The organism is Streptomyces sp. NPDC030809 (assembly GCF_055572195.1).
The window spans coordinates 391,923-412,548 of the sequence record NZ_JBVIDV010000001.1; the positions used below are offsets into that span (position 1 = coordinate 391,923).

At 74.4% G+C, this 20,626-nt stretch carries 16 protein-coding genes and 1 pseudogene; 7 read left to right on the plus strand and 10 right to left on the minus strand.

From position 1 onward, the window contains the following. The first annotated feature begins 12 nt into the window (after positions 1-12). Both ACZ407_RS01690 and ACZ407_RS01695 read left to right on the plus strand, forming a co-directional pair. Positions 13-1,929, plus strand: a complete 1,917-nt coding sequence (locus tag ACZ407_RS01690) for an ABC transporter transmembrane domain-containing protein (RefSeq protein ID WP_468124610.1) — start codon at positions 13-15, stop codon at positions 1,927-1,929. Further along, positions 1,926-3,707: an ABC transporter ATP-binding protein gene (locus ACZ407_RS01695; RefSeq protein WP_468124611.1), complete on the plus strand. Its 1,782-nt coding sequence runs from the start codon at positions 1,926-1,928 to the stop codon at positions 3,705-3,707. The genes ACZ407_RS01690 and ACZ407_RS01695 overlap by 4 nt, the downstream gene beginning before the upstream one ends. Before the next feature lie 87 nt (positions 3,708-3,794). Here ACZ407_RS01695 and ACZ407_RS01700 read toward each other — a convergent pair whose 3' ends face one another. Together ACZ407_RS01700 and ACZ407_RS01705 are read right to left on the minus strand one after the other, a co-directional pair. Beyond that, positions 3,795-5,045 (minus strand): hypothetical protein, encoded by a 1,251-nt coding sequence (locus ACZ407_RS01700; protein WP_468124613.1) that lies wholly within the window; start codon positions 5,043-5,045, stop codon positions 3,795-3,797. Between the two features lie 139 nt (positions 5,046-5,184). Then, positions 5,185-5,979, minus strand: a complete 795-nt coding sequence (locus tag ACZ407_RS01705) for a metal-dependent hydrolase (protein ID WP_468124614.1) — start codon at positions 5,977-5,979, stop codon at positions 5,185-5,187. 144 nt (positions 5,980-6,123) lie between these two features. On the opposite strand from ACZ407_RS01705, the gene ACZ407_RS01710 reads away from it, so the two are divergent. From ACZ407_RS01710 to ACZ407_RS01720, 3 genes are read left to right on the plus strand one after another with little or no spacing between them, the layout of a single operon-like run. After that, entirely contained in the window at positions 6,124-8,637 is a 2,514-nt protein-coding gene (locus ACZ407_RS01710) for a DEAD/DEAH box helicase (protein ID WP_468124616.1), read from the plus strand. 16 nt (positions 8,638-8,653) lie between these two features. Then, positions 8,654-9,544 carry an acyl-CoA thioesterase gene (locus ACZ407_RS01715; protein WP_468124617.1) on the plus strand — a complete coding sequence of 297 codons (891 nt, stop codon included), beginning with the start codon at positions 8,654-8,656 and terminating at the stop codon, positions 9,542-9,544. Between the two features lie 10 nt (positions 9,545-9,554). Beyond that, a complete protein-coding gene (locus ACZ407_RS01720) occupies positions 9,555-9,956 on the plus strand; it encodes a YchJ family protein (RefSeq protein WP_468124619.1) in 402 nt (133 codons plus the stop codon). Here ACZ407_RS01720 and ACZ407_RS01725 read toward each other — a convergent pair. The 7 genes and pseudogenes from ACZ407_RS01725 to ACZ407_RS01755 all read right to left on the minus strand — a co-directional run bounded on the left by ACZ407_RS01725 (position 9,873) and on the right by ACZ407_RS01755 (position 17,257). After that, on the minus strand, positions 9,873-10,847 hold the full coding sequence (locus ACZ407_RS01725; RefSeq protein WP_468124620.1) for a DUF6397 family protein: 975 nt from the start codon (positions 10,845-10,847) through the stop codon (positions 9,873-9,875). The genes ACZ407_RS01720 and ACZ407_RS01725 overlap by 84 nt on opposite strands. 119 nt (positions 10,848-10,966) lie before the next feature. Further along, positions 10,967-11,365 carry a roadblock/LC7 domain-containing protein gene (locus ACZ407_RS01730; protein ID WP_468124621.1) on the minus strand — a complete coding sequence of 133 codons (399 nt, stop codon included), beginning with the start codon at positions 11,363-11,365 and terminating at the stop codon, positions 10,967-10,969. Between the two features lie 291 nt (positions 11,366-11,656). After that, positions 11,657-12,277, minus strand: a complete 621-nt coding sequence (locus ACZ407_RS01735) for a GTP-binding protein (protein ID WP_468124906.1) — start codon at positions 12,275-12,277, stop codon at positions 11,657-11,659. Beyond that, a pseudogene (locus ACZ407_RS01740) lies at positions 12,277-12,660 on the minus strand (DUF742 domain-containing protein); the annotation flags it as partial. The gene ACZ407_RS01735 and the pseudogene ACZ407_RS01740, both read right to left, overlap by 1 nt. Before the next feature lie 230 nt (positions 12,661-12,890). After that, entirely contained in the window at positions 12,891-13,310 is a 420-nt protein-coding gene (locus tag ACZ407_RS01745) for a roadblock/LC7 domain-containing protein (RefSeq protein WP_468124907.1), read from the minus strand. Between the two features lie 20 nt (positions 13,311-13,330). After that, complete coding sequence (locus tag ACZ407_RS01750) at positions 13,331-16,282, minus strand: sensor histidine kinase (protein WP_468124622.1); 2,952 nt, start codon at positions 16,280-16,282, stop codon at positions 13,331-13,333. Positions 16,283-16,477: 195 nt separating this feature from the next. After that, on the minus strand, positions 16,478-17,257 hold the full coding sequence (locus tag ACZ407_RS01755) for an MHYT domain-containing protein (protein ID WP_468124624.1): 780 nt from the start codon (positions 17,255-17,257) through the stop codon (positions 16,478-16,480). A gap of 150 nt (positions 17,258-17,407) precedes the next feature. Between ACZ407_RS01755 and ACZ407_RS01760 the strand changes: the two genes are divergently transcribed. Next, entirely contained in the window at positions 17,408-18,007 is a 600-nt protein-coding gene (locus tag ACZ407_RS01760; protein ID WP_468124625.1) for a class I SAM-dependent methyltransferase, read from the plus strand. A gap of 7 nt (positions 18,008-18,014) precedes the next feature. On the opposite strand, the gene ACZ407_RS01765 is transcribed toward ACZ407_RS01760, so the two are convergent. Beyond that, positions 18,015-18,935 carry an oxygenase MpaB family protein gene (locus tag ACZ407_RS01765; protein ID WP_468124626.1) on the minus strand — a complete coding sequence of 307 codons (921 nt, stop codon included), beginning with the start codon at positions 18,933-18,935 and terminating at the stop codon, positions 18,015-18,017. 177 nt (positions 18,936-19,112) lie between these two features. Between ACZ407_RS01765 and ACZ407_RS01770 the strand changes: the two genes are divergently transcribed. After that, complete coding sequence (locus ACZ407_RS01770; RefSeq protein WP_468124627.1) at positions 19,113-20,072, plus strand: hypothetical protein; 960 nt, start codon at positions 19,113-19,115, stop codon at positions 20,070-20,072. Positions 20,073-20,626: the final 554 nt, after the last annotated feature.

The following is a 20,626-nucleotide window of genomic DNA, read 5'->3' on the forward strand; positions in this document are numbered from 1 at the left end:
CCATGGGGCGTCATGCAGATCAGCGATCTTCCGTATCCGGATCCAGGGGTACCCGACGCCCGTTCCGGCCCCCGGTTCCTGTGGTGGCTCGGCCGCAACCAACTCGGCGGCCAGCTCAGGAGCCTGGCCTGGGGACTGCTGCACCACTGCGGCATCGCCGGGCTGCCGTTCGCCGTCGGACTCGGGATCGAGGCGGTCGTGGACCGCGACGGCGGGCGGCTCGCCCTGGTCGGCGGGCTCGTCCTGCTGTGCGGCCTGGCGATCTCGCTCGGCGACACCATGCTGCACCGCACCGCCGTCACCAACTGGATCACCGCGGCCGCCCGCGTGCAGCAGCTGCTGGCCCGCAAGACGGCGGAGCTGGGGGCGGCCCTGACCCGGCGGGTGGCCGCCGGCGAGGTGGTGGCCGTGTCCACCGGTGACGTGGAGAAGATCGGCTGGCTGGTCGAGGCGGTCTCCCGGTTCCTCGCCGCCGCCTTCGCCGTGGTGCTGATCTGCGCCGGGCTCCTGGTGTACGCGCCGGACCTCGGCTGGGTGGTGGCCGCGGGGACGCCGGTGCTGGCCCTGGCGGTGCTGCCGCTGCTGCCCCCGGCCACCAAACGGGCCGACGTCCAGCGGGAGAAGGCCGGCCGGGCCACCGAACTGGCCTCGGACACCGTGGCGGGCCTGCGGGTGCTGCGTGGCATCGGCGGCGAGGAGCTGTTCCTCGGCCGGTACCGGGAGGCCTCGCAGGAGGTGCGCCAGGCGGCCGTGCGCAGCGCCCGCATGTGGGCGGTGATCTCTGCGGTGCAGGTGCTGATGCCGGGTCTGCTGCTGCTCCTGGTGGTGGGCTACGGCTCCTCGCTGGCGCTGGACGGGCGGATCACGGTGGGCGAACTCGTCGCTGTGTTCAGCGCGGTGGCGATGATGATGTACCCCCTGCGGCACTTCGAGGAGATCGCGATGGCGTACTCCTTCGCGCGGCCCTCGGCCAAGCGGGCGGCGCGCGTGCTGTCGCTGTCCCGTACGGAGCCGGGGACGGAGCCGGAGCCGGTCGCCGACACGGCGGGGGCCGGGAGCGCGCAGGCGGGGACCGGGAGCGGGGCGGGTGCCGCGGCACCGGCCGGGGCCGGCGCGGTGGCCGCGGTCCTGCCGCCGCTGCCCGGCGGGGACCTGTACGACCCGGAGACCGGGCTGCTCGCCCCGGCCGGCGCGTTCACCGCGGTGGTCTGCGGGGACCCGGACCTGGCCGGCCGCCTGGCCGAGCGCCTGGGCGGCCATGCCACCGGCCCTTCGGGCACTCCGTCGGTGCTCCTGGGCGGCGTGGCCCTGGACGAGCTGCCGCTCGAAGCGGCGCGCACCTGCGTGCTGGTGCAGGACAAGGACCCGGTGCTGCTGTCGGGCACCCTGCGCGAGCTGCTGGACGTACCGGCGTCCGGGCAGGTGTCGGCCGGGCGGGCGCTGGAGGCCGCGCAGTGCGGCGATGTGCTCGCCGCCCTGCTGCAGTCCGCGCCGGAGGGGACCGAGGACCCGATGGACGCGCGGATCACCGAGCGCGGCCGGTCGCTGTCCGGCGGCCAGCGGCAGCGGCTGGCGCTGGCCCGGTCCCTGGTGACCGATCCGGAGGTGCTGGTGCTGGACGAGCCGACCTCCGCGGTCGACTCGCACACCGAGGCGCGGATCGCCGAGGGCGTGGCGGCCCTGCGCCAGGGCCGGACGACGGTGGTGCTGGCCTCCTCCCCGCTGCTGCTGGACCGGGCCGAGCGGGTGGTGCTCGTGCACGAGGGCCGGGTCGGGGCGGTGGGCACGCACCGGCAGCTGCTGGCCGCCGAGCCGCGCTACCGGGCCGTGGTCACCCGGGAGACCGACGAGGAACAGCGGGCGGCGGCCCCGGCCGCGGCCGCCCGGGACGACGTGAAGGTGTTTTCCGAGATCGAGGAGTCGGCATGATCGGCGTGGCGCCACCGGAGTACGATCCGGCGGCCCCGGAGACGGCCGCGACGCTGCCGGTGGGCACTCCGGCGACGGTACGGGCGTACGTGCGCGGGCTGCTGCGGCGGCACCGCCGGGCCTTCCTGCTGCTCGTCGCGGCCAACGCGGTGGCGGTGGTCGCCTCGATGGCCGGCCCGTACCTGCTGGGCCGGGTGGTCGACGACCTGGCGGCGGGGGCCCGGGAACTGCACCTGGGGCGGGTGGCCCTGCTGTTCGCGGCCGCGCTGGTGGTCCAGGCGGTGTTCGTGCGGCTGATGCGGCTGCGCGGGGCGATGCTGGGCGAGGAGATGCTCGCCGATCTGCGCGAGGACTTCCTGGTGCGGTCGGTGGGCCTGCCGCCGGGGGTGCTGGAGCGGGCCGGGACGGGCGACCTGCTGTCGCGGATCACCACCGACATCGACCGGCTGGCGAACGCGATGCGCGAGGCCGTGCCGCAGCTCGCCATCGGTGTGGTGTGGGTGGGGCTGCTCTTCGGGGCGCTCGCGGTCACCGCGCCGCCGCTGGCCCTCGCCGCGCTGCTGGCCCTGCCGGTGCTGATCGCCGGCTGCCGCTGGTACTTCCGGCGGGCGCCGTCGGCGTACCGGTCGGAGGCGGCCGGGTACGCGGCGGTGGCGGCGGCGCTGACCGAGACGGTGGACGCGGGCCGCACCGTGGAGGCGCACCGGCTGGGCGAGCGGCGGATCGCGCTGTCGGAGCAGCGGATCCGGGAGTGGACCCGGTGGGAGCGGTACACCCTCTTCCTGCGGTCGGTGCTGTTCCCGGTCATCAACGTCACGTACGTGACGATCCTCGGCGCGGTGCTGATGGTCGGCGGGTTCTGCGTGCTGCGGGGCTGGCTGACGGTCGGCCAGCTGACCACCGGTGCGCTGCTGGCCCAGATGATGGTGGACCCGATCGGGCTGATCCTGCGCTGGTACGACGAGCTCCAGATCGCCCAGGTGTCGATCGCCCGGCTGGTCGGGGTGCGCGAGATCGAGCCGGACGCCGGTGATGCGGCGGTCGCTCCGGCGGGTCGGGACGTACGGGCGGACGCGGTGCGGTTCGGGTACCGGGAGGGCGTGGACGTCCTGCACGGGGTGTCCCTCGACGTGCCGCCGGGTACCCGGATGGCCTTGGTGGGGCCGTCCGGGGCGGGCAAGTCCACCCTGGGCCGGCTGCTCGCGGGCATCTACGCACCGGGGGCGGGCGAGATCACGCTCGGCGGTGCGCAGCTGGCGAGGATGCCTGCGGAGCGGGTGCGCTCGCACGTGGCCCTGGTGAACCAGGAGCACCACGTGTTCACGGGCTCGCTGCGGGACAACCTGCGGCTGGCCCGGGAGGCGGCCGGGGACGCCGAGCTGTGGGCGGCGCTGGGCGCGGTCGACGCGGACGGCTGGGCGCGGGCGCTGGACGGGGGTCTGGACGCGGAGGTGGGCTCCGGCGGGACCGCCCTGACCCCGGCGCAGGCCCAGCAGATCGCGCTGGCCCGGCTGGTGCTGGCCGATCCGCACACGCTGGTGCTGGACGAGGCGACCTCGCTGCTGGATCCGCGGGCGGCCCGGCACCTGGAGCGCTCGCTGGCCCGGGTGCTGGACGGCCGTACGGTGATCGCGATCGCGCACCGGCTGCACACCGCGCACGACGCGGATGTGATCGCGGTGGTCGAGGACGGGCGGATCAGCGAACTGGGCAGCCACGACGAGCTGGTGGCGGCGGGCGGGGCGTACGCCGCGCTGTGGCGCTCCTGGCACGGCTGATGCCTCCCCGCCGGGCACGGCGGGCCGGGCCGGGGCCCCGGTTTCCCTCGGGAGACCGGGGCCCCGGCGCGTTCCGGCGCGGCCGGGTCAGGAACGGGGGCGGGCGGCGGCCGGGTGACCGGGCGGGGGCGCCAGCGGGTTGACCTTGCCGGGCCGCCGGTTCACGGTGCGCAGCGGAAGGTCCGGCTTGTACGCCTGCCGGGAGGCGCAGGTCCAGATGACGGGGTGTTCGATGCCGGAGCCGTCCAGGGCCACCCCGCCGGCCTGGTCCCGGTCGGTGACGGCGAACGCGGCGGAGAACCCGCCGGGGGCCAGGCGCGGGAGGGCGAGCACGGGTCCGCTGCCGGGCCAGTACTGGGCCTGGGCGGGGGGCATGGGGTCCGGCGGGAAGTCGAAGGGCGAGTCGAAGGCCGTGCCGACGGTGGCGTTGGTGGTGGGGCTGATGTCCTCGAAGCTCCCGCTGGTCCGGCCGGCCAGGGTGGCGGGGCCCGAGACGCTCGTGTACGGCGGGGCCCAGGTCGCCAGGGTGTCCGCGCCGTCCCGGCTGCCGGAGATGACGCCGACGATGCGGCCCGCCTGGTCGATGGCCTGCGGGAGGGATATCTCGTACGCGTTGCCGAGGGGGTGGGTGAGGACGGGCGGGGCGGCGGTGTTCGCGGTCCACACGATGCCGGGGGCGGTGCCCCAGCTGTCGTCCGGGTCCGCGCTGGTGCCCCAGCCGTAGCCGACGATCCGGCCGGCGTTGTTGATGCCGGTCACCTCCCGCAGGTCGAAGCCGGCGGGTTCGGCGAGGACGCGGCGGATCGCGGCGCCCTGCCATTCGATGCCGACGGTGTCGGTGCCCTCGTGGCGGTAGCCGACGATGCGGCCGTGGTCGTTCACGTCGGTCGCGTACTGCCCGCCCGGGAGCAGGGTCACGGCGGGCTGCCCGGGGCGGTAGCGGAACGCGCGGGGGCCGGTGGGGCCGAAGAGCGTGCCCACCATGAGCCCGAACCGGTTGACGGCCTCGGCGCGGCCGCCGGTGTACCCGGCGGGGAGCGGCACCGCGTGCACGGTGGTCCCCCGCCACCACGCGGGCCTGCCGTGGGAGGTGCCGACCGACAGGCCCAGCCGTCCGATGCCGTTGACCTGGGTGTCCTCCACCCAGGGGCTCGGCTCGGCGGGCTCCGCGCCGGGAAGCGATTGGAGCACCCGGATGGCGGGCTTGCAGGCGGCGGCTCCGGCGGTCGGCGCGGTGCCGGCGCCGACCGCGGCCGCTTGTGCGGGAAGTGCGAGGGCCAGGGAGGCGAGGACCGTGCCCGCCGCGGCCGTGCCGAGTTTCCTCTTGCTCCTGCTCATGGCGTACCCCCCGGTCAGGTGCGGGCCGACGGACCGCCGGCTCGTCGATGCTCATCATGTACGCCTCAACCGACGGTCACCAGGCCGCCACGCCCGGTGGTGCGGTTCCGTTACGCACGCGCCGCAGCGGGGGCCGGAGCTACCCCAGGAAGCCCAGTGCCGAGGCCCCGCCCACACCGCCGAGGAGCATGAACGCCGGCATGAGCACCTTGAGCTCCACCCAGCTGCCGGCCCGGAAGCGCATCCCCTTCGGCGGGCCGAGCGGGTACCACCGCTTGCCCGCGATCGGAATGGGCCACAGGACCGGGCAGCCGGAGACGGTCAGCGCGTCCCCGATGTCGTGGACGAGCGCCCCGAGCACGATCGGCAGGCCCAGCCACAGGTACTCCTGCCCGGGGCCGGTGAACAGCCAGCCCGCCCCGTTGCCCGGCTCGTCGAGCACGCCCGCCAGGATCCAGGCGCTGGTGGCGCCGAGCAGCCACACCAGTACGTCGCTGGACATCCGGGCGGCCCGCCACAGCAGGCCTTCCACGGCGAGCACCAGGTGCACGAAGAGCAGGCTGAGCACGCCCCAGCGGCCGGCGGTGACGGCGAGGGCGGAGGAGCCGGCACCGATCAGCACCGCCCACAGCCAGGTGTGGGTCAGGGTCCGGTGGCCCCCGGAGCGGCGCGGGTCGCGGGGGGTGCGGGTGGCCTTGTAGACGGCGTACGAGATCTTGTCGACCACTTCGCACAGGCCGCGGGAGAGCGGTCCGAACGCGCGCGAGATGGTCGCCGACTTGTGGTCCAGGTCGGGGGCGAGGGCCGCACCCGCACAGATCAGCGCTCCGACGACGAGGACCGGCCAGGGCATCGGATGACCGGCCGCCGCGGTGGCCGCCCCCACCCCCAGCCAGGCCGCCGCTCCGGACAGGGAGTGTGCCGGACCCATCATGCTCGTACCCGCCCCAGGTCTGTGGTCTTCGGGCCCTGTTGACGGTGTCGGCCGGGCCCGGTCGACGGCAAAGCGTACCTTTCGTGATCTTCATTCCGTCCTCCGGTTCCCTCTTCCGGGGTGAAGCCAGGCAAGATGGGGGGCGTGACCCTCATTGATCAGCTGCCGCCGACCGCCGACCCCGACGCCCTCTTCGAGGCCTTCTCCTCGTGGGCGGAGGGCCAGGGCATCGCCTTGTACCCGGCGCAGGAAGAGGCGCTGATCGAGGTGGTCTCCGGGGCGAACGTGATCCTGTCCACCCCGACCGGCTCCGGGAAGAGCCTGGTGGCCGCCGGCGCCCACTTCACGGCGCTGGCCCAGGACAAGGTCACCTTCTACACCGCGCCGATCAAGGCCCTGGTGTCGGAGAAGTTCTTCGACCTGTGCAAGCTCTTCGGCACCGAGAACGTGGGCATGCTCACCGGCGACGCCTCCGTCAACGCCGACGCCCCCGTCATCTGCTGCACCGCCGAGGTGCTCGCCTCGATCGCGCTGCGGGACGGCAAGGACGCCGACATCGGCCAGGTCGTGATGGACGAGTTCCACTTCTATGCCGAGGCGGACCGCGGCTGGGCCTGGCAGATCCCCCTGCTGGAACTGCCCCAGGCACAGTTCATCCTCATGTCCGCGACCCTCGGAGACGTCTCCCGCTTCGAGGAGGACCTGACCCGCCGCACCGGCCGGCCGACCTCCGTGGTGCGCTCCGCGACCCGGCCCGTACCGCTGTCGTACGAGTACGTGACCACGCCGATCACGGACACCCTGACCGAGCTGCTGGAGACCCGGCAGTCGCCGGTCTACATCGTGCACTTCACGCAGGCCCAGGCGGTCGAGCGGGCCCAGTCGCTCATGAGCATCAACATGTGCACGCGCGAGGAGAAGGACAAGATCGCCGAGCTGATCGGCAACTTCCGCTTCACCACCAAGTTCGGCCGCAACCTCTCGCGCTACGTCCGCCACGGCATCGGCGTCCACCACGCGGGCATGCTGCCCAAGTACCGGCGCCTGGTGGAGAAGCTGGCCCAGGCCGGACTCCTGAAGGTCATCTGCGGCACCGACACCCTCGGCGTCGGCGTCAACGTGCCCATCCGGACCGTGCTGTTCACGGCACTCACCAAGTACGACGGCACCCGGGTCCGCACGCTGCGCGCCCGCGAGTTCCACCAGATCGCCGGCCGGGCCGGGCGGGCCGGCTTCGACACGGCGGGCTTCGTCGTCGCCCAGGCCCCCGAGCACGTCATCGAGAACGAGAAGGCGCTGGCGAAGGCCGGCGACGACCCGAAGAAGCGCCGCAAGGTGGTCCGCAAGAAGGCCCCCGAGGGCTTCGTGGCCTGGAGCGACACCACCTTCGAGAAGCTGATCGCCGCCGAACCGGAGCCGCTGACCTCCCGGTTCAAGGTCACCAACATCATGCTCCTGTCGGTGATCGCCCGGCCCGGCAACGCCTTCGAGGCCATGCGCCGGCTGCTGGAGGACAACCACGAGCCGCGCAAGAACCAGCTCCGGCACATCCGCCGGGCCATCGCCATCTACCGCTCCCTGCTGGACGGCGGGGTGGTCGAGCAGCTCGACACCCCCGACGCCGAGGGCCGCACCATCCGCCTGACGGTGGACCTCCAGCAGGACTTCGCGCTGAACCAGCCGCTGTCCACCTTCGCGCTGGCCTCCTTCGACCTGCTCGACCCGGAGTCCCCCTCCTACGCCCTCGACATGGTCTCGGTGGTGGAGTCCACGCTCGACGACCCCCGGCAGATCCTGGCCGCCCAGCAGAACAAGGCCCGCGGAGAGGCCGTCAACGCCATGAAGGCCGACGGGATCGAGTACGAGGAGCGGATGGAGCGCCTCCAGGACGTCACCTATCCCAAGCCCCTCGAAGAGCTGCTCCTGCACGCCTACGACGTGTACCGCAAGAGCCACCCGTGGGTGAGCGACCACCCGGTCTCGCCCAAGTCGATCATCCGCGACATGTACGAGCGGGCGCTGACCTTCACCGAGTTCACCTCCTTCTACGAGCTGGCCCGCACCGAAGGCATCGTGCTGCGCTACCTGGCGAGCGCGTACAAGGCCCTGGACCACACGATCCCCGACGACCTGAAGTCGGAGGACCTCGAAGACCTCATCGCCTGGCTCGGCGAGATGGTCCGCCAGGTGGACTCCAGCCTCCTCGACGAGTGGGAGCAGCTGGCCAACCCGGAGGTCGAAACCGCCGAGCAGGCCCAGGAGAAGGCGGAAGAGGTCAAGCCGGTCACCACGAACGCCCGCGCCTTCCGCGTGCTCGTGCGCAATGCGATGTTCCGCCGGGTGGAGCTCGCCGCCCTCGACCACGTCGAGGAACTGGGCGAGCTGGACGGCGAGTCCGGCTGGGACGCCGACCGGTGGGGCGAGGCCATGGACGCCTACTGGGACGAGTACGAGGACCTGGGCACCGGACCCGACGCCCGCGGCCCCAAGCTGCTGGCCATCGAGGAGGACCCGGCGCACGGCCTGTGGCGCGTCCGGCAGACCTTCGCCGACCCGAACGGGGACCATGACTGGGGCATCAGCGCCGAGGTCGACCTCGCGGCCTCCGACGAAGAGGGCCGTGCGGTGATCCGGGTGACCTCGGTCGGACAGCTCTGAGACCACAGGAGGCGGTATGACGAACCCGGCCGAAAGACTGGTCGATCTGCTCGACCTCGAACAGATCGAGGTCAACATCTTCCGCGGCCGCAGCCCGCAGGAGTCGCTCCAGCGCGTCTTCGGCGGGCAGGTGGCCGGCCAGGCCCTCGTGGCGGCCGGCCGCACCGCCGAAGGGGACCGGCCGGTCCACTCGCTCCACGCGTACTTCCTGCGCCCCGGCATTCCGGGGGTGCCCATCGTGTACCAGGTGGAGCGGGTGCGCGACGGGCGCTCCTTCACCACCCGCCGCGTCACCGCGGTCCAGCAGGGCCGCACGATCTTCAATCTCACCGCCTCCTTCCATCGGCCGGAGGAGGGCAGCATCGAGCACCAGCTGCCTCCCCGCCTCGACTTCCCTCATCCCGATTCCCTGCCGAACGTCGCGGACGAGATCCGCGCGCACCTCGGGCAACTGCCCGAGGCCCTGGAGCGGATGGCCCGCCGCCAGCCCTTCGACATCCGCTATGTGGACCGGCTGCGCTGGACGCCCGAAGAGCTGAAGGACGCCGATCCGCGCAGCGCGGTGTGGATGCGCGCGGTGGGACCGCTGGGCGACGACCCCCTGGTGCACACCTGCGCGCTGACCTACGCGAGTGACATGACCCTCCTCGACGCCGTGCGCATCCCGGTGGAACCCCTGTGGGGCATGCGCGGCTTCGACATGGCCTCCCTGGACCACGCCATGTGGTTCCACCGGCCCTTCCGCGCCGACGAATGGTTCCTCTACGACCAGGAGTCCCCGATCGCGCACGGCGGCCGGGGGCTGGCCCGCGGCCGGATCTACGACACCGAGGGCAGGCTGCTGGTCTCGGTGGTCCAGGAGGGCCTGTTCCGCCCCTACGCCCCCGCGTCATCGAAGAAGGGATGACCCTGCTCCCATGAGCTCCGCCCCCTCCCCCTGCCCCTGCGGGCTGCCCGCCGCCTACGCGGACTGCTGCGGGCGCTTCCACTCCGGAGCCGGACAGGCGCCGACCGCCGAGCTGCTGATGCGCTCACGGTTCAGCGCCTTCGCCGTCGGTGACACCGCGTACCTGATGCGCTCCTGGCACCCGGACACCCGGCCGGGCCGGCTGGACCTCGACCCCGGGCAGCACTGGGAGGGGCTGGAGATCCTCGGCACGGAGCGCGGGGGCATGTTCGAAACGGAGGGCTCGGTCGAGTTCCGGGCGCACTACCGCGAGGGCGGGCACCGCGGCTCACTGCACGAGCACAGCGCGTTCTCGCGCGTGGCCGGCGCGTGGGTCTATGTCGGGCCCCTCGAACCCGTCGTCTTCGACTGACCCCGTCGCCGGACCGCCGGCCCTCGCCCGTTCCAGGGCGAGATCGAGAGCGGCCCGGTACCACCGGGCCTCGTCCGGCTGCTGCACCCGCAGCAGCCGGTCGGCGACTTCCGCAGCGGCCGGGCGGAGCGGGTGCCCGTACGGCCGGGCGGGTGCGAGTGCTTCGAGCACGGTGCGTTCCCGCGGATCGGGCACCGCCTCGGCCAACTCCCCCGGGGGCAGCAGGGCCGCGGTGACCGCGGCCCGCTCCCACGGGTCCGTGCACCGGCTCAGCAGCTCTCCGGTGCGCCGGGCCCGCCACCTGCACCCCCGCAGGTCCGCGCCGGACGCCAGGGCCTCCCGGTCCGCGGCGGGTGCGGGACCGCTGAGCAGGGCGGGAGCACGGCGGCCGAACTCCCCCACCTCCTGGGACAGATAGGACCAGACGACCGCCCGGTAGCGGTTGATCCGATAGCCGACCGGGGTCAGGTGGCCGCAGCGGGCGAGCCTGGTGAAGCGGCCGGGGCTGGTGCCGAGCAGGGCCGCCCCCGCCAACGTGCCGACCGTGCGCACCCGCTCCCGCACGCAATCCGGAAATCCTTCGAGGGACCTGACCCGGTCCAGTTCCGCGCGCGGCCACCTGCGCACCCCGTCCGGCCCGCGCGCAGCCGCCCGTACGATCCCGAGCTGCACGGCGAGCTGGAACTCACCCCTTCGCAAGCCGAGTTCGGTCGCGGCCCGGGCGCCCGTCACCGGGCTGGGCGGGACACCGCGATCCGCCGCCACCGCCACCGCCGTCCGCGTCGGCGCTGCCGTAGCCCTCTTCCCCGTCGTCGCCTTCGTCCCCGTCGTCGCGGCCTTCGCCGTCGTCGCGGTCTTCGCCGTCGTCGCCGCTGCCGTGTTCACCGACATGACAGTCCTCCTCCACCCATGTCACTGATGACTCTGTGTGAGGACCGTAACCCAGAGCGACCACACCCCGCCGGGGCCTGTGGACAACTCTCTGCGGCAGCCCGGCCGGCGCCGGCGCCCTACGCCCCGCCGCGCTCCCGCTCGGTCACGCCCAGGTGCTCGCCGACCCGGTTGACCAGCAGGGTCATCTCGTAGGCCACGTGCCCGATATCCGCTTCGGCAGCACTCAGCACGCACAGCGAGCTGCCCTCGCCGGCCGCCATCACGAAGAGCACGCCCTCGTCGTACTCCACCATCGTCTGCCGTACCTGACCGGCCCGGAAGTGCATCCCTGATCCCTTGGCCAGGCTCTGCAGCCCGGCCGAGACGGCTGCGAGGTGCTCCGCGTCCGCGCGTTCGAGACCGCTGCTGGCCCCGGTCACCAGTCCGTCGTTCGACAGCACCACCGCGTGCCGCACCTGGTGGACTCGTTCCGTCAGATCGTCGAGCAGCCAGTCGAGCTGCTTGTCCAGCGCCATGCCGTAGCCCTCCCCCTTCGCGCGGTCGCCCCCGCCCCGCGGTCTTGTCCCGCCAGCCTTCCCCACCAGCGGCTTTCGGGCAAGGAGGATGCCCCTCTGTGAAGAGAATGACTCAAGAGGACTGGCGAGGCGCTCGTCCCGCATACCACCCGAACCGGCAGACTCTCCGCGTAGGCACGCACGGCGGGCCGCACCCTCCACCCTCCGCTCCCCCGCCGACGGGCACATGTTCGACCACACCACCGGCCCGGCCGCCGTCAAGAGGCACAATCCGGCCCTCCGGCGGCCGGGTCACACCTTTCCGGCCGGGGGCTCCACGGAGTCGAGCAGCCGGGCCGTGTGCACCCGTCCGGCGTACTCCACCAACCGGATCAGCACCTCCTTCCCCGAGTCCTTGTCCCGGGCGTCGCACAGCACCACCGGGGTGCCCTGCTCCAGGTCCAGCGCCAGGGCGACCTCGCGGGCACCGTAGGTCCGAGCCCCGGCGAAGCAGTTGACGGCCACGACGAAGGGGATGTGCCGGTGCTCGAAGTAGTCGACCGCCGGGAAGCAGTCCTCCAGGCGCCGGGTGTCCGCGAGGACCACCGCCCCCAGCGCCCCTTGGGCCAGCTCGTCCCAGAGGAACCAGAAGCGGTCCTGCCCGGGGGTGCCGAAGAGGTAGAGGGACAGGCCGGAGCGGATGGTGATCCGCCCGAAGTCCATGGCGACCGTGGTCGTGGTCTTCTGGTCCACCCCGCCCGTGTCGTCGACCGACTCGCCCGCCTCGCTGAGGAGTTCCTCCGTGCGCAGCGGCCGGATCTCGCTGACCGCACCCACGAGGGTGGTCTTGCCCACCCCGAAGCCGCCGGCCACCAGAATCTTCAGGGCGAGCGCCGCCAGCTCCTCGCCGCCCGTCCCGCCGTCCTGTCCCATCACAGCGCTCTCAATCCTTCGATGACTTCCCGCAGAATCCGCTCGTCCGGCAGCTGTGCCGGGGGCACCGGCCGGCTGACCCGCACGTGGCCCGCCTCCAGCAGGTCCCCGAGCAGCACGCGGACCACGCCCACCGGCAGGTCCGCGTCGGCGGAGAGCTCCGCCACGGACTGGGTCTCGGCACGGCACAGCGCGAGCAGGGACCGGTGTTCGGGCCCGAGCAGGGACTCGGCCGCGCCGTCGGCCCCCTCCGGGTCCACGACCACCAGGGCGATCAGGTCGAAGCGGACCCCGCTCGGGCCCGGCTTCGTACGTCCGCCCGTCATCGCGTACGGGCGGACGAGCGGGCCCGCTTCGGCGTCGAACCACCGCCCGCCGCTCGCCTCCTCGGCCGCGGCCGAGCCTGCGCGGCCGGCGTGCCGGTCGCCGTCCGCGGGACCGTTCGGGCCGTGCGACCCGTGCGACCCATGTGGTCCGTGCGGCTGGTGCGGTCCGTGCGGTCCCTGCGACTGGGGTGATCCGTGAGGTCCCTGCGGCTGGTACGGCTGCTGTGACCGGTGCGGCGCGTCGCCGTGCCCGTACCTGCTGTTCGCGCTCATGTGCCGGGCCGTCCTCAGCCCGCGGCGGGCGGCCGGGCGGCGAACCGCGGGGGCTGGTAGAGGTGTTCGCCGACCCGCTTGACCAGGCGCGCCATCTCGTAGGCGATCAGGCCGATGTCGGCGGTGGCCGCGCTGAGCACGGCCAGGCAGGAGCCGTCCCCGGCGGCGGCGACGAACAGGAACCCGTCGTCCATCTCCACCATCGTCTGGCGCACCCCGCCCGCATGGAAGTGCCGCCCTGCGCCCTTGGCCAGGCTGTGGAACCCGGAGGCCACGGCGGCCAGGTGCTCGGCGTCCTCACGGCTCAGGGCGCTCGAAGCACCCACCGCCAGGCCGTCGTTGGACAGCACCACCGCGTGCCGCACCTCCCGCACCCGGCCCACCATGTCGTCCAGCAGCCAGTCCAGCTCACCGGAACGCCGTGCACTGTCCATGTCGATCCTCTGGTGTTCGATCACGACTGCTCTCCTTCGCTGCCTTCGGTGTGTGCGCCCGCCGCGGAGCCGTTCCCGCCCGCGTCGGCCGCGCCCCTGACCCAGCCGGCGCGATAGGCCGCCATGCGGTCCCGGGCCTCCTCGGGGCTCCGCCCGTCCGGCTCCGACGCGGGCGCAGCGGCCCCTGCGGATACGGGTGCGGCCTGTGCCGGCGCCTCGCGCAACTGCGGTACGAGGCTGGCCTGACGGACCCGGCGCGGGAGCTCGGTGATCCCGGCGGGGGGTCCGCCCTGGCCGGCGGGCAGCGGCACGGGGCCGGTGGCGCGCAGGACGGTACGGCCCCCCGGACCGCGGGGCCGGAGCGTGGCCACGGGGGCCGGGGGCTGCTCGGCCGCGGGCGGGACCGGAGCCGCCTCCGGGGACGGCGCGGGGGAAGCGGTCGGAGAGGAGGGGGAGTGCGGGGGCGGCAGATGCGGGAACGGGGACGCCGCGGCGGACCGCCCCGGGAGTTCGCTCTGCTCCTCCCCCGACCGGCTGACGGGTCCGGGCCCGGACCCGCCCGCGGGCCGGACCCCGGCCCCTGCCCCGAACCCGGTCCGGGCCCCGACGCCCCTCGGCGCGAACCCCCGCTCGGCGGCCCCAGCAGCAGGGGCGGTCGCCCCTCGCGCCCCGGCGCCCGCGGCCGGCGGATCACCCGGCCCGGCAGCGGCCCCCGCCGCCGCCCCGGCCTGCATCCCGGCGGCAGCCCGCTGCCCGCCCGCCGTCAGGGCTCCCTGGAGCAGGGCGGTGGGCAGCAGCACCACGGCGGTGGTGCCCCCGTACGGAGAGGTGCGCAGGTGCACCTTCACCCCGTGCCGCGCGGAGAGCCGGCTCACCACGAACAGTCCGAGCCGGTCGCTGTCGAACAGGTCGAGCGCTTCGGACTGCTCGATGCGCCGGTTGGCCTCGGCCAGGGTCTCGCGCCCCATGCCCAGCCCGCGGTCCTCCACTTCGAGCACGTAGCCGTTGCCGACGGGCTCGCCGCTGACCCGGACCTTGGTGTGCGGCGGGGAGAACTGGGCGGCGTTCTCGATGAGTTCGGCGAGCAGGTGGGTGAGGTCGGCGACGGCCGCCCCGGCCACCCCGGCCTCGGCCAGCTGGCGCACCTCCACGCGCGGGTAGTCCTCGATCTCCGAAACAGCCGCCCGCACCACGTTGGTGAGGGGGACGGGCATCCTCCAGGCCCGTCCGGGGGCGGCCCCGGAGAGGATGATCAGGCTCTCGGCGTGGCGGCGCATGCGGGTGGTGAGGTGGTCGAGGCGGAACAGGTCGCCGAGTTCGTTCGGGTCGTCGGCGCGGCGTTCCATCGAGTCCAGCAGGGTGAGCTGGCGGTGGACCAGGACCTGGCTGCGGCGGGCCAGGTTGACGAACACCCCGGACACCCCGCTGGCGAGTTCGGCGCGTTCCACGGCGGCGCTGAGCGCGGCCCGGTGCACGGTGGCGAGTGCCGCCCCGACCTGCGCGATCTCGTCCTCCGCAGGCGCGGCCGCGGGGGCCTCGGCGGCCACGTCGATGTCCTGTCCGGCGCGCAGCCGGTCCATGGCGCCGGGGAGTTTGCGGTGGGCGATGTCCAGGGCCCCGTTGCGCAGCGAGACGAGTTCCACGACGAGGGCGCGGCCGATCCGCACGGAGATGAACAGCGAGGCGGCCACGGCCGCCAGTCCGAGGAGCACGGCCGCCCCGGCCACGCCGACCAGGCCCTCGGCCAGCGGATCGGTCCGGTCCGCGGCGGCGTTCCGGGCGGCGTCCTGCACGGCGCGCATCGCGGTGGCGACCTCCCCGGCCGCGGTGTCCCACCCGGCCGGAACGGTACGGTCCGCCCGGCCGCCCGCCCCGCCCGAGGCGCCGAGCAGCCGGTCCTCGGCCGCCGTCAGGCCTGCGTACGCGGCGCCCTTGGCCGTCCGCTGCCACTGGGCGCGCCGGGCGGGCGGCAGGTCCGCGGCGGCGGCCTCGGTGAGCGTGCGGCGGCTCTCGGCGGCCGCGGTGAAGCGCCGTACGTCCTCCGCGCTCAGCCCGGTGCGGCCGGACCGCCCGGCCAGTACGGCGTCCTCGCGGGCGAGGTGCTCTCCGGCGCGGGCGAATTCCAGCAGCACGCGGGCTTCGGAGGCGTGCGCCGCGCCCTCGCCTTCCGTGCTGCCCGACAGGACGCCGCCGACGCCGAAGGCGGCGCCGACCACCTCGGTGTACGCCTCGAATGCGGTGTCCCGGCCGGTCTTGCGGGTCTCGATGCCGGACCGCATCCGGGAAAGCGTTTCTGCAGCGGCGACGAACTCCCGCAGCTTCTGCGCGACCGCGGGCGGCTGGTCCCCGGAGTCCGCGACGGTGTGCCGGTCGCCCAGGCGGAGGCGGGCCACGGCCGCGTCGGTACGGCGGCCCTGCTCGGCGAACGCGGCGGCGAGCCCGGCGTCCGGAGCGGCCAGGTACCGGACGGCCGCCCGGCGCTCGGCCTGGAGTTCGGTCACGGCCCGGCCCACGGGGATGCGTATCTGCTCGTCCACGCGCTGGATGCGGGCGAGCCGGGCCACGTCCTGGGCGGTGCTGACGGTGGCGAAGGCCCACAGGGCGAGGAGGGAGACCACGGGCACCATCAGCAGCGAGACGATCTTCGCGCGGACGGTGCCGGGCCGCAGCCGGAACCGGCGGGCCGGGGCGGCCGTGCCGTACGGGGCCGCCCCGGCGGGGACCGTACCGGAGGCGGGAGTACCGGAGGCGGGAGTACCGGAGGCGGGAGTACCGGAGGCGGGAGTACCGGAGGCGGTCGCGCCGGAGGGGTCCGGGGGGAAGGCGTCCGGTGCGGGACCGCGGGTGGTGGCCCATGCTCCTGCGGCGGGGTGCTCCTCGGCCGGCGGCCCGGCGTGGGCCCGGCGGCCGCGCGCCGGTGGCGCCGGCAGCCGGGACGCGTCGGCGTCCGGTGTGCTGCGGGGTGTGCGCATGGGCTCCTCGTTCCGGATGGCGGTACGGGTGGTACGGGTGGTACGGCTGGTGCGAAGGGTGCGATCGGTGCGGGTGTGGAGACCTCGCGGGCCGGTCCGGGCCGACCACCTCGCCCGCGGGCGGACGACACGGGCGCGGACGGGGGCCCTGGCTGGGGCCCGGGCTGGGGCATGCGACCGGGGCCGCCGCCGGATTCAGTGCACGGGCGCGGCCTGTTCGCCGAGGAGCCGTGCGGTGGCGGAGGCGGCGCGTTCGTCCGCCGTCGGGGAGAGGGCCACGAAGGCGGAGGTGAGGAAGAGGTAGGAGCCCAGGCCGACGGCCAGGGGGAAGATGAACTGCATGGCGGTGGCCCCGGGCAGGGCGCCGTCGGAGGGGGCGACCTCGACGCCGACCGCCATCATGCCGGTGTAGTGCATGCTGCTCACCGCGGCGCCCATCACGAGGGAGGCGACCGCCACGGCGACCGGCGACTTGATGTTCAGGGCCGCCCAGAGGGCTGCGGTGGCGGCGATGACCGCGATCGCGACGGAGAGTCCGACGACGAGCGGCGCGTACGTGACCCGACCGTGCAGCCGCAGGGCCGCCATGCCGAGGTAGTGCATGCTCGCCACGCCGAGCCCGGTGGTGAGGCCGCCCAGCACCAGGGCCCGCCCGCGGTCCTTGCCGTACCCGACCGCGAAGACCCCGGCCCCCACGACGGCCATGGCGACGAGGAGGCTGAGGATGGTGAGCGGCACGTCGTAGTGGATCTCGGTGCCGGTGACGCGGAAGCCGAGCATGGCCACGAAGTGCATGGTCCAGATGCCGGTCCCGATGGCCGAGGCGGCGGTGAGCAGCCAGTTGCGGCGGGAGCGTCCGGTGGCGGCGAGCGCGCGGACGGTGCAGCGCAGCCCGAGGGCGGCGCCGATGGAGGCCATCACGTATGACAGCGCGGGGGTGAGCCAGCCGAAGGCTGCGTGGTCCAGGTGTCCCATGGCCCCGGGACGCTAGTCCGGGTGAGGGAGCGAACAAGGGGCGCATTTCGAAAGCTGATGGAATATGACAGAGATACGTTCATGCACGATCACACCAAGTGGCAACGGGCACACGGTATGTGTGGAACCTCGGTGAGGGATCATGGGCACATGAGCGAAGACCACACACAAGTCCAGGAGTTCTTCGGATCCCGGGCGGCGGACTGGGACACGAGGTTCCCGGACGACGGGCCGAAGTTCGCCATCGGGGTCGCCGAGATGGGCCTGCGGCCCGGGGACCGGGTCCTCGACGCCGGCTGCGGCACCGGGCGGGCCCTCCCCCACCTGCGCGAGGCGGTCGGCCCGGGCGGCGCGGTGATCGGACTGGACCTCACCCCCGGGATGCTGGAACAGGCGGCGCTGGCCGGACGGGACCGGGACGCCCTGCTGGTGCTCGGCGACGTCTCCCGGCTGCCGCTGCCCGACGCCGCCCTCGACGCCGTGTTCGGGGCCGGGCTCATCTCGCACCTGGCCGAACCGGTGCGGGACCTCGCCGAGTTGGCCCGCGTCGTACGCCCGGGGGGCCGCCTGGCCCTGTTCCACGCCATCGGGCGCCGGGCGCTGGCCGCCCGCCAGGGGCGCCAGATCACCCCCGACGACCTGCGGGCCGAGGAGAACCTCCGGCCGGTGCTGGCCGCCGCGGGCTGGGAGCTGGAGTCGTACGCCGACGAGGACGCGCGCTTCCTCGCGCTGGCGGTACGGGCGGGCTGAGGTCCGGCTACGCCGGGTCCTCCCCTTCCGTGGGCCGCCGTCCGGTCCCGCGCGCGTGCGGGACCGGGCAGCCACCGCGTCCCGGCACCGGGAAGCTGCCGAGGTCGGCCAGGGCGTAGCCGCCCGGGTAGCTCCTGATCTCCGGGTTCTGGCGGGCGTAGTGCGGGGCGCGGCGCGGCGGCAGCAGGCGGACCGCCCGGCCGCGCAGCCGCAGCGCGCCCCGGACCAGGGTGCGGACGGCAGGCCGCGGGTCCTCGTAGCGGAACGTGCGCAGCAGCGGCTCGTCGAGCAGGGCCAGTGCGGCGGCGCGCAGGGCGGGGGCGAGCGGGGCCGGGTACCAGGAGGCCATGAGGTCGAGGGTGGCGTCGGAGACCTTGCGGCCGCCCTCGTCCCAGCCGAAGTGGGCCGCCTCGTAGCGGTCGAGGCAGGTTTCGAACTCCTCGAAGGAGCCCGGGATGTCCGTGATGCCCAGGTGGCGGCCGAGGGTCTCGTAGTACTTGGCGGCGGCCGCCTGTTCATGCCCGGAGAGCTTCCGCCAGCCGTAGGCGTCGATCCAGCGCTTCGGAATCACGACGAACGTGCACAGGACGTACCGCATGTCCTCGTTGGTGATGTCGTAGCTGCGGTGCATCTGGTTGATCCGGCGGATCGCGGTGCGCCCCTGGTCGCTGTCGAAGCCGTGCTCGATCACCCCGTCGAGGAGCAGCGCGGTGTCGTCGTAGCGCTTCTGGGTGCGGTCGGTGAACTCGGCCGTCTCGGCCAGCAGCCGTCCGATGGAGGGCACCGCGTAGGTCCGGTAGAGGGCGAGCTCCAGGGCCCGGGTGTAGTCCCAGGGGAACTCGTACGTCGCGGTGAGCCGGTAGATCGCGAGGAAGTCCTCCTCCGGGTCGAGCCGGAGGATCTCCTTGAGCCGGTCGTAGCGCGTCACCGCGTGTCCCTTCTGTGGCGGAAGGCCAACTCTATGTGCACGTCGGGGGCTTGGGGCGGGCCGGGGCGGCCGCGGCGGGCCGGCGGGCCGGTGCTGCGGAAAAGCCTCCCGGTCACCTCTCGACGGCATGGTTACCCACTGGTTAGGGTGCGCCGACGAACAGCAATGGGAGGGCACGTGACCGGGACCGACGAGGACGCCGCCGCGGGCGGCACGGCGACGGGGACCGCCGCGGACGACGCCGGCGGCGCGGGCGGCGAGGAGGAGGGCTCGCTCTACGTGCTGTCGGCCCAGCTCCTCACGCCCGCACAGTTCCCGAGCGTGTTCGGCGACGACTACCCCGAGGCCTGCCGGTCCCTGGGGCTGGAGCCGCACGCGGACGGCTACGGGCTGGTCCTCGGGCAGGACGAGCAGGGCGCGCGCTGGACCGTCGTGATCGACGACGTGTCGCTGGTCGCGGTCGCCATCGCCTCGTGGGACTGCGGGATGGAGTACGACCTCTCGCCGGACGACCGGACGGTCGTGGCCTCGCTGGCGGGCTGGCCGCTGGACCTGGCCGTGGCCGCGCCGGGGGTGCCCGAGCCGCACGACCCGGAGCAGGGGGCGGACGGCACCGGCCGGGTGCCGCTCGCACCGCCGCGGGCGGACGTGTGGGGACCGGCGCAGCGGCGCATGGGTGCGGACGAGATCGCCCAGCAGTGGGAGGCCTGGCGGGAGCAGTACGTCGCTCCCGGGGCGGAGGCTTCGGGCGACGAGGGCGCCACGGCCGGCGGTGGCGCGGAGGACGGTGGCGCGGCCGGCGGTGGCGCGGGCGACGGCAGCGCGGCTGGCTCGGGCACCGGTCCCGCGGCGGGCACCGGCGGGCCCGGCCACCCGGGCGTGCGCCGGGTGCTGGACGAGGCCCGCGCGTACACGCGGAACCCGCCGCCGCCCGGCCGGATCCGGTCCGCCTTCGCCTCCGGGGAGGCGCGCACCCTGCGGGTGGACGGACCGGGCTGGTCGATGGTGGCCCGGACGGACGACATGGCCTTCGTGCTGCTGGACGAGGAGCCGGGGCAGGTCCGGCCGGTCGGCCGCGGGCCCGAACTCCCGGGCCTGCTGGAATCCTTGGACAAGATCGCCGTCCGCCCGTCCTGACCGGGGCACCGGGGACGCGCTGACGGCACCCGGCAGCCCTGCACCGGCCCCGACCGGGACCCCGAGGCCGGGACCGTGGCCGGGACCGGGATCCCCCAGGCCGAGGCCGAGGCCAGGACCGGTAGCGGGACACCGAGGCCGGGACCGTGGTCGTGGCCAGGACCGGCGCCGGGACACCGAGCCGCAGCCGTGGCCGGGACCGCCGCCGGGACACCGAGCCCGGGAGGGTGGCCGGGACCGTGGCCGGGACTGGGACCGGGATCCCCCAGGCCGAGGCCGAGGCCAGGACCGGTAGCGGGACACCGAGGCCGGGACCGTGGTCGTGGCCAGGACCGGTACCGGGACACCGAGCCGCGGCCGTGGCCAGGACCGGCGCCGGGAGACCGAGGCCTGGAGGGTGGCCGGGACCGTGGCCGGGACTGGGACCGGGATCCCCCAGGCCGAGGCCGAGGCCAGGACCGGTAGCGGGACACCAAGCGGGGCCGGGACCGGGATCCCGAGGCCGTGGCCAGGACCGGTCCCGGGATCCCGAGGCCGTGGCCAGGACCGGCGCC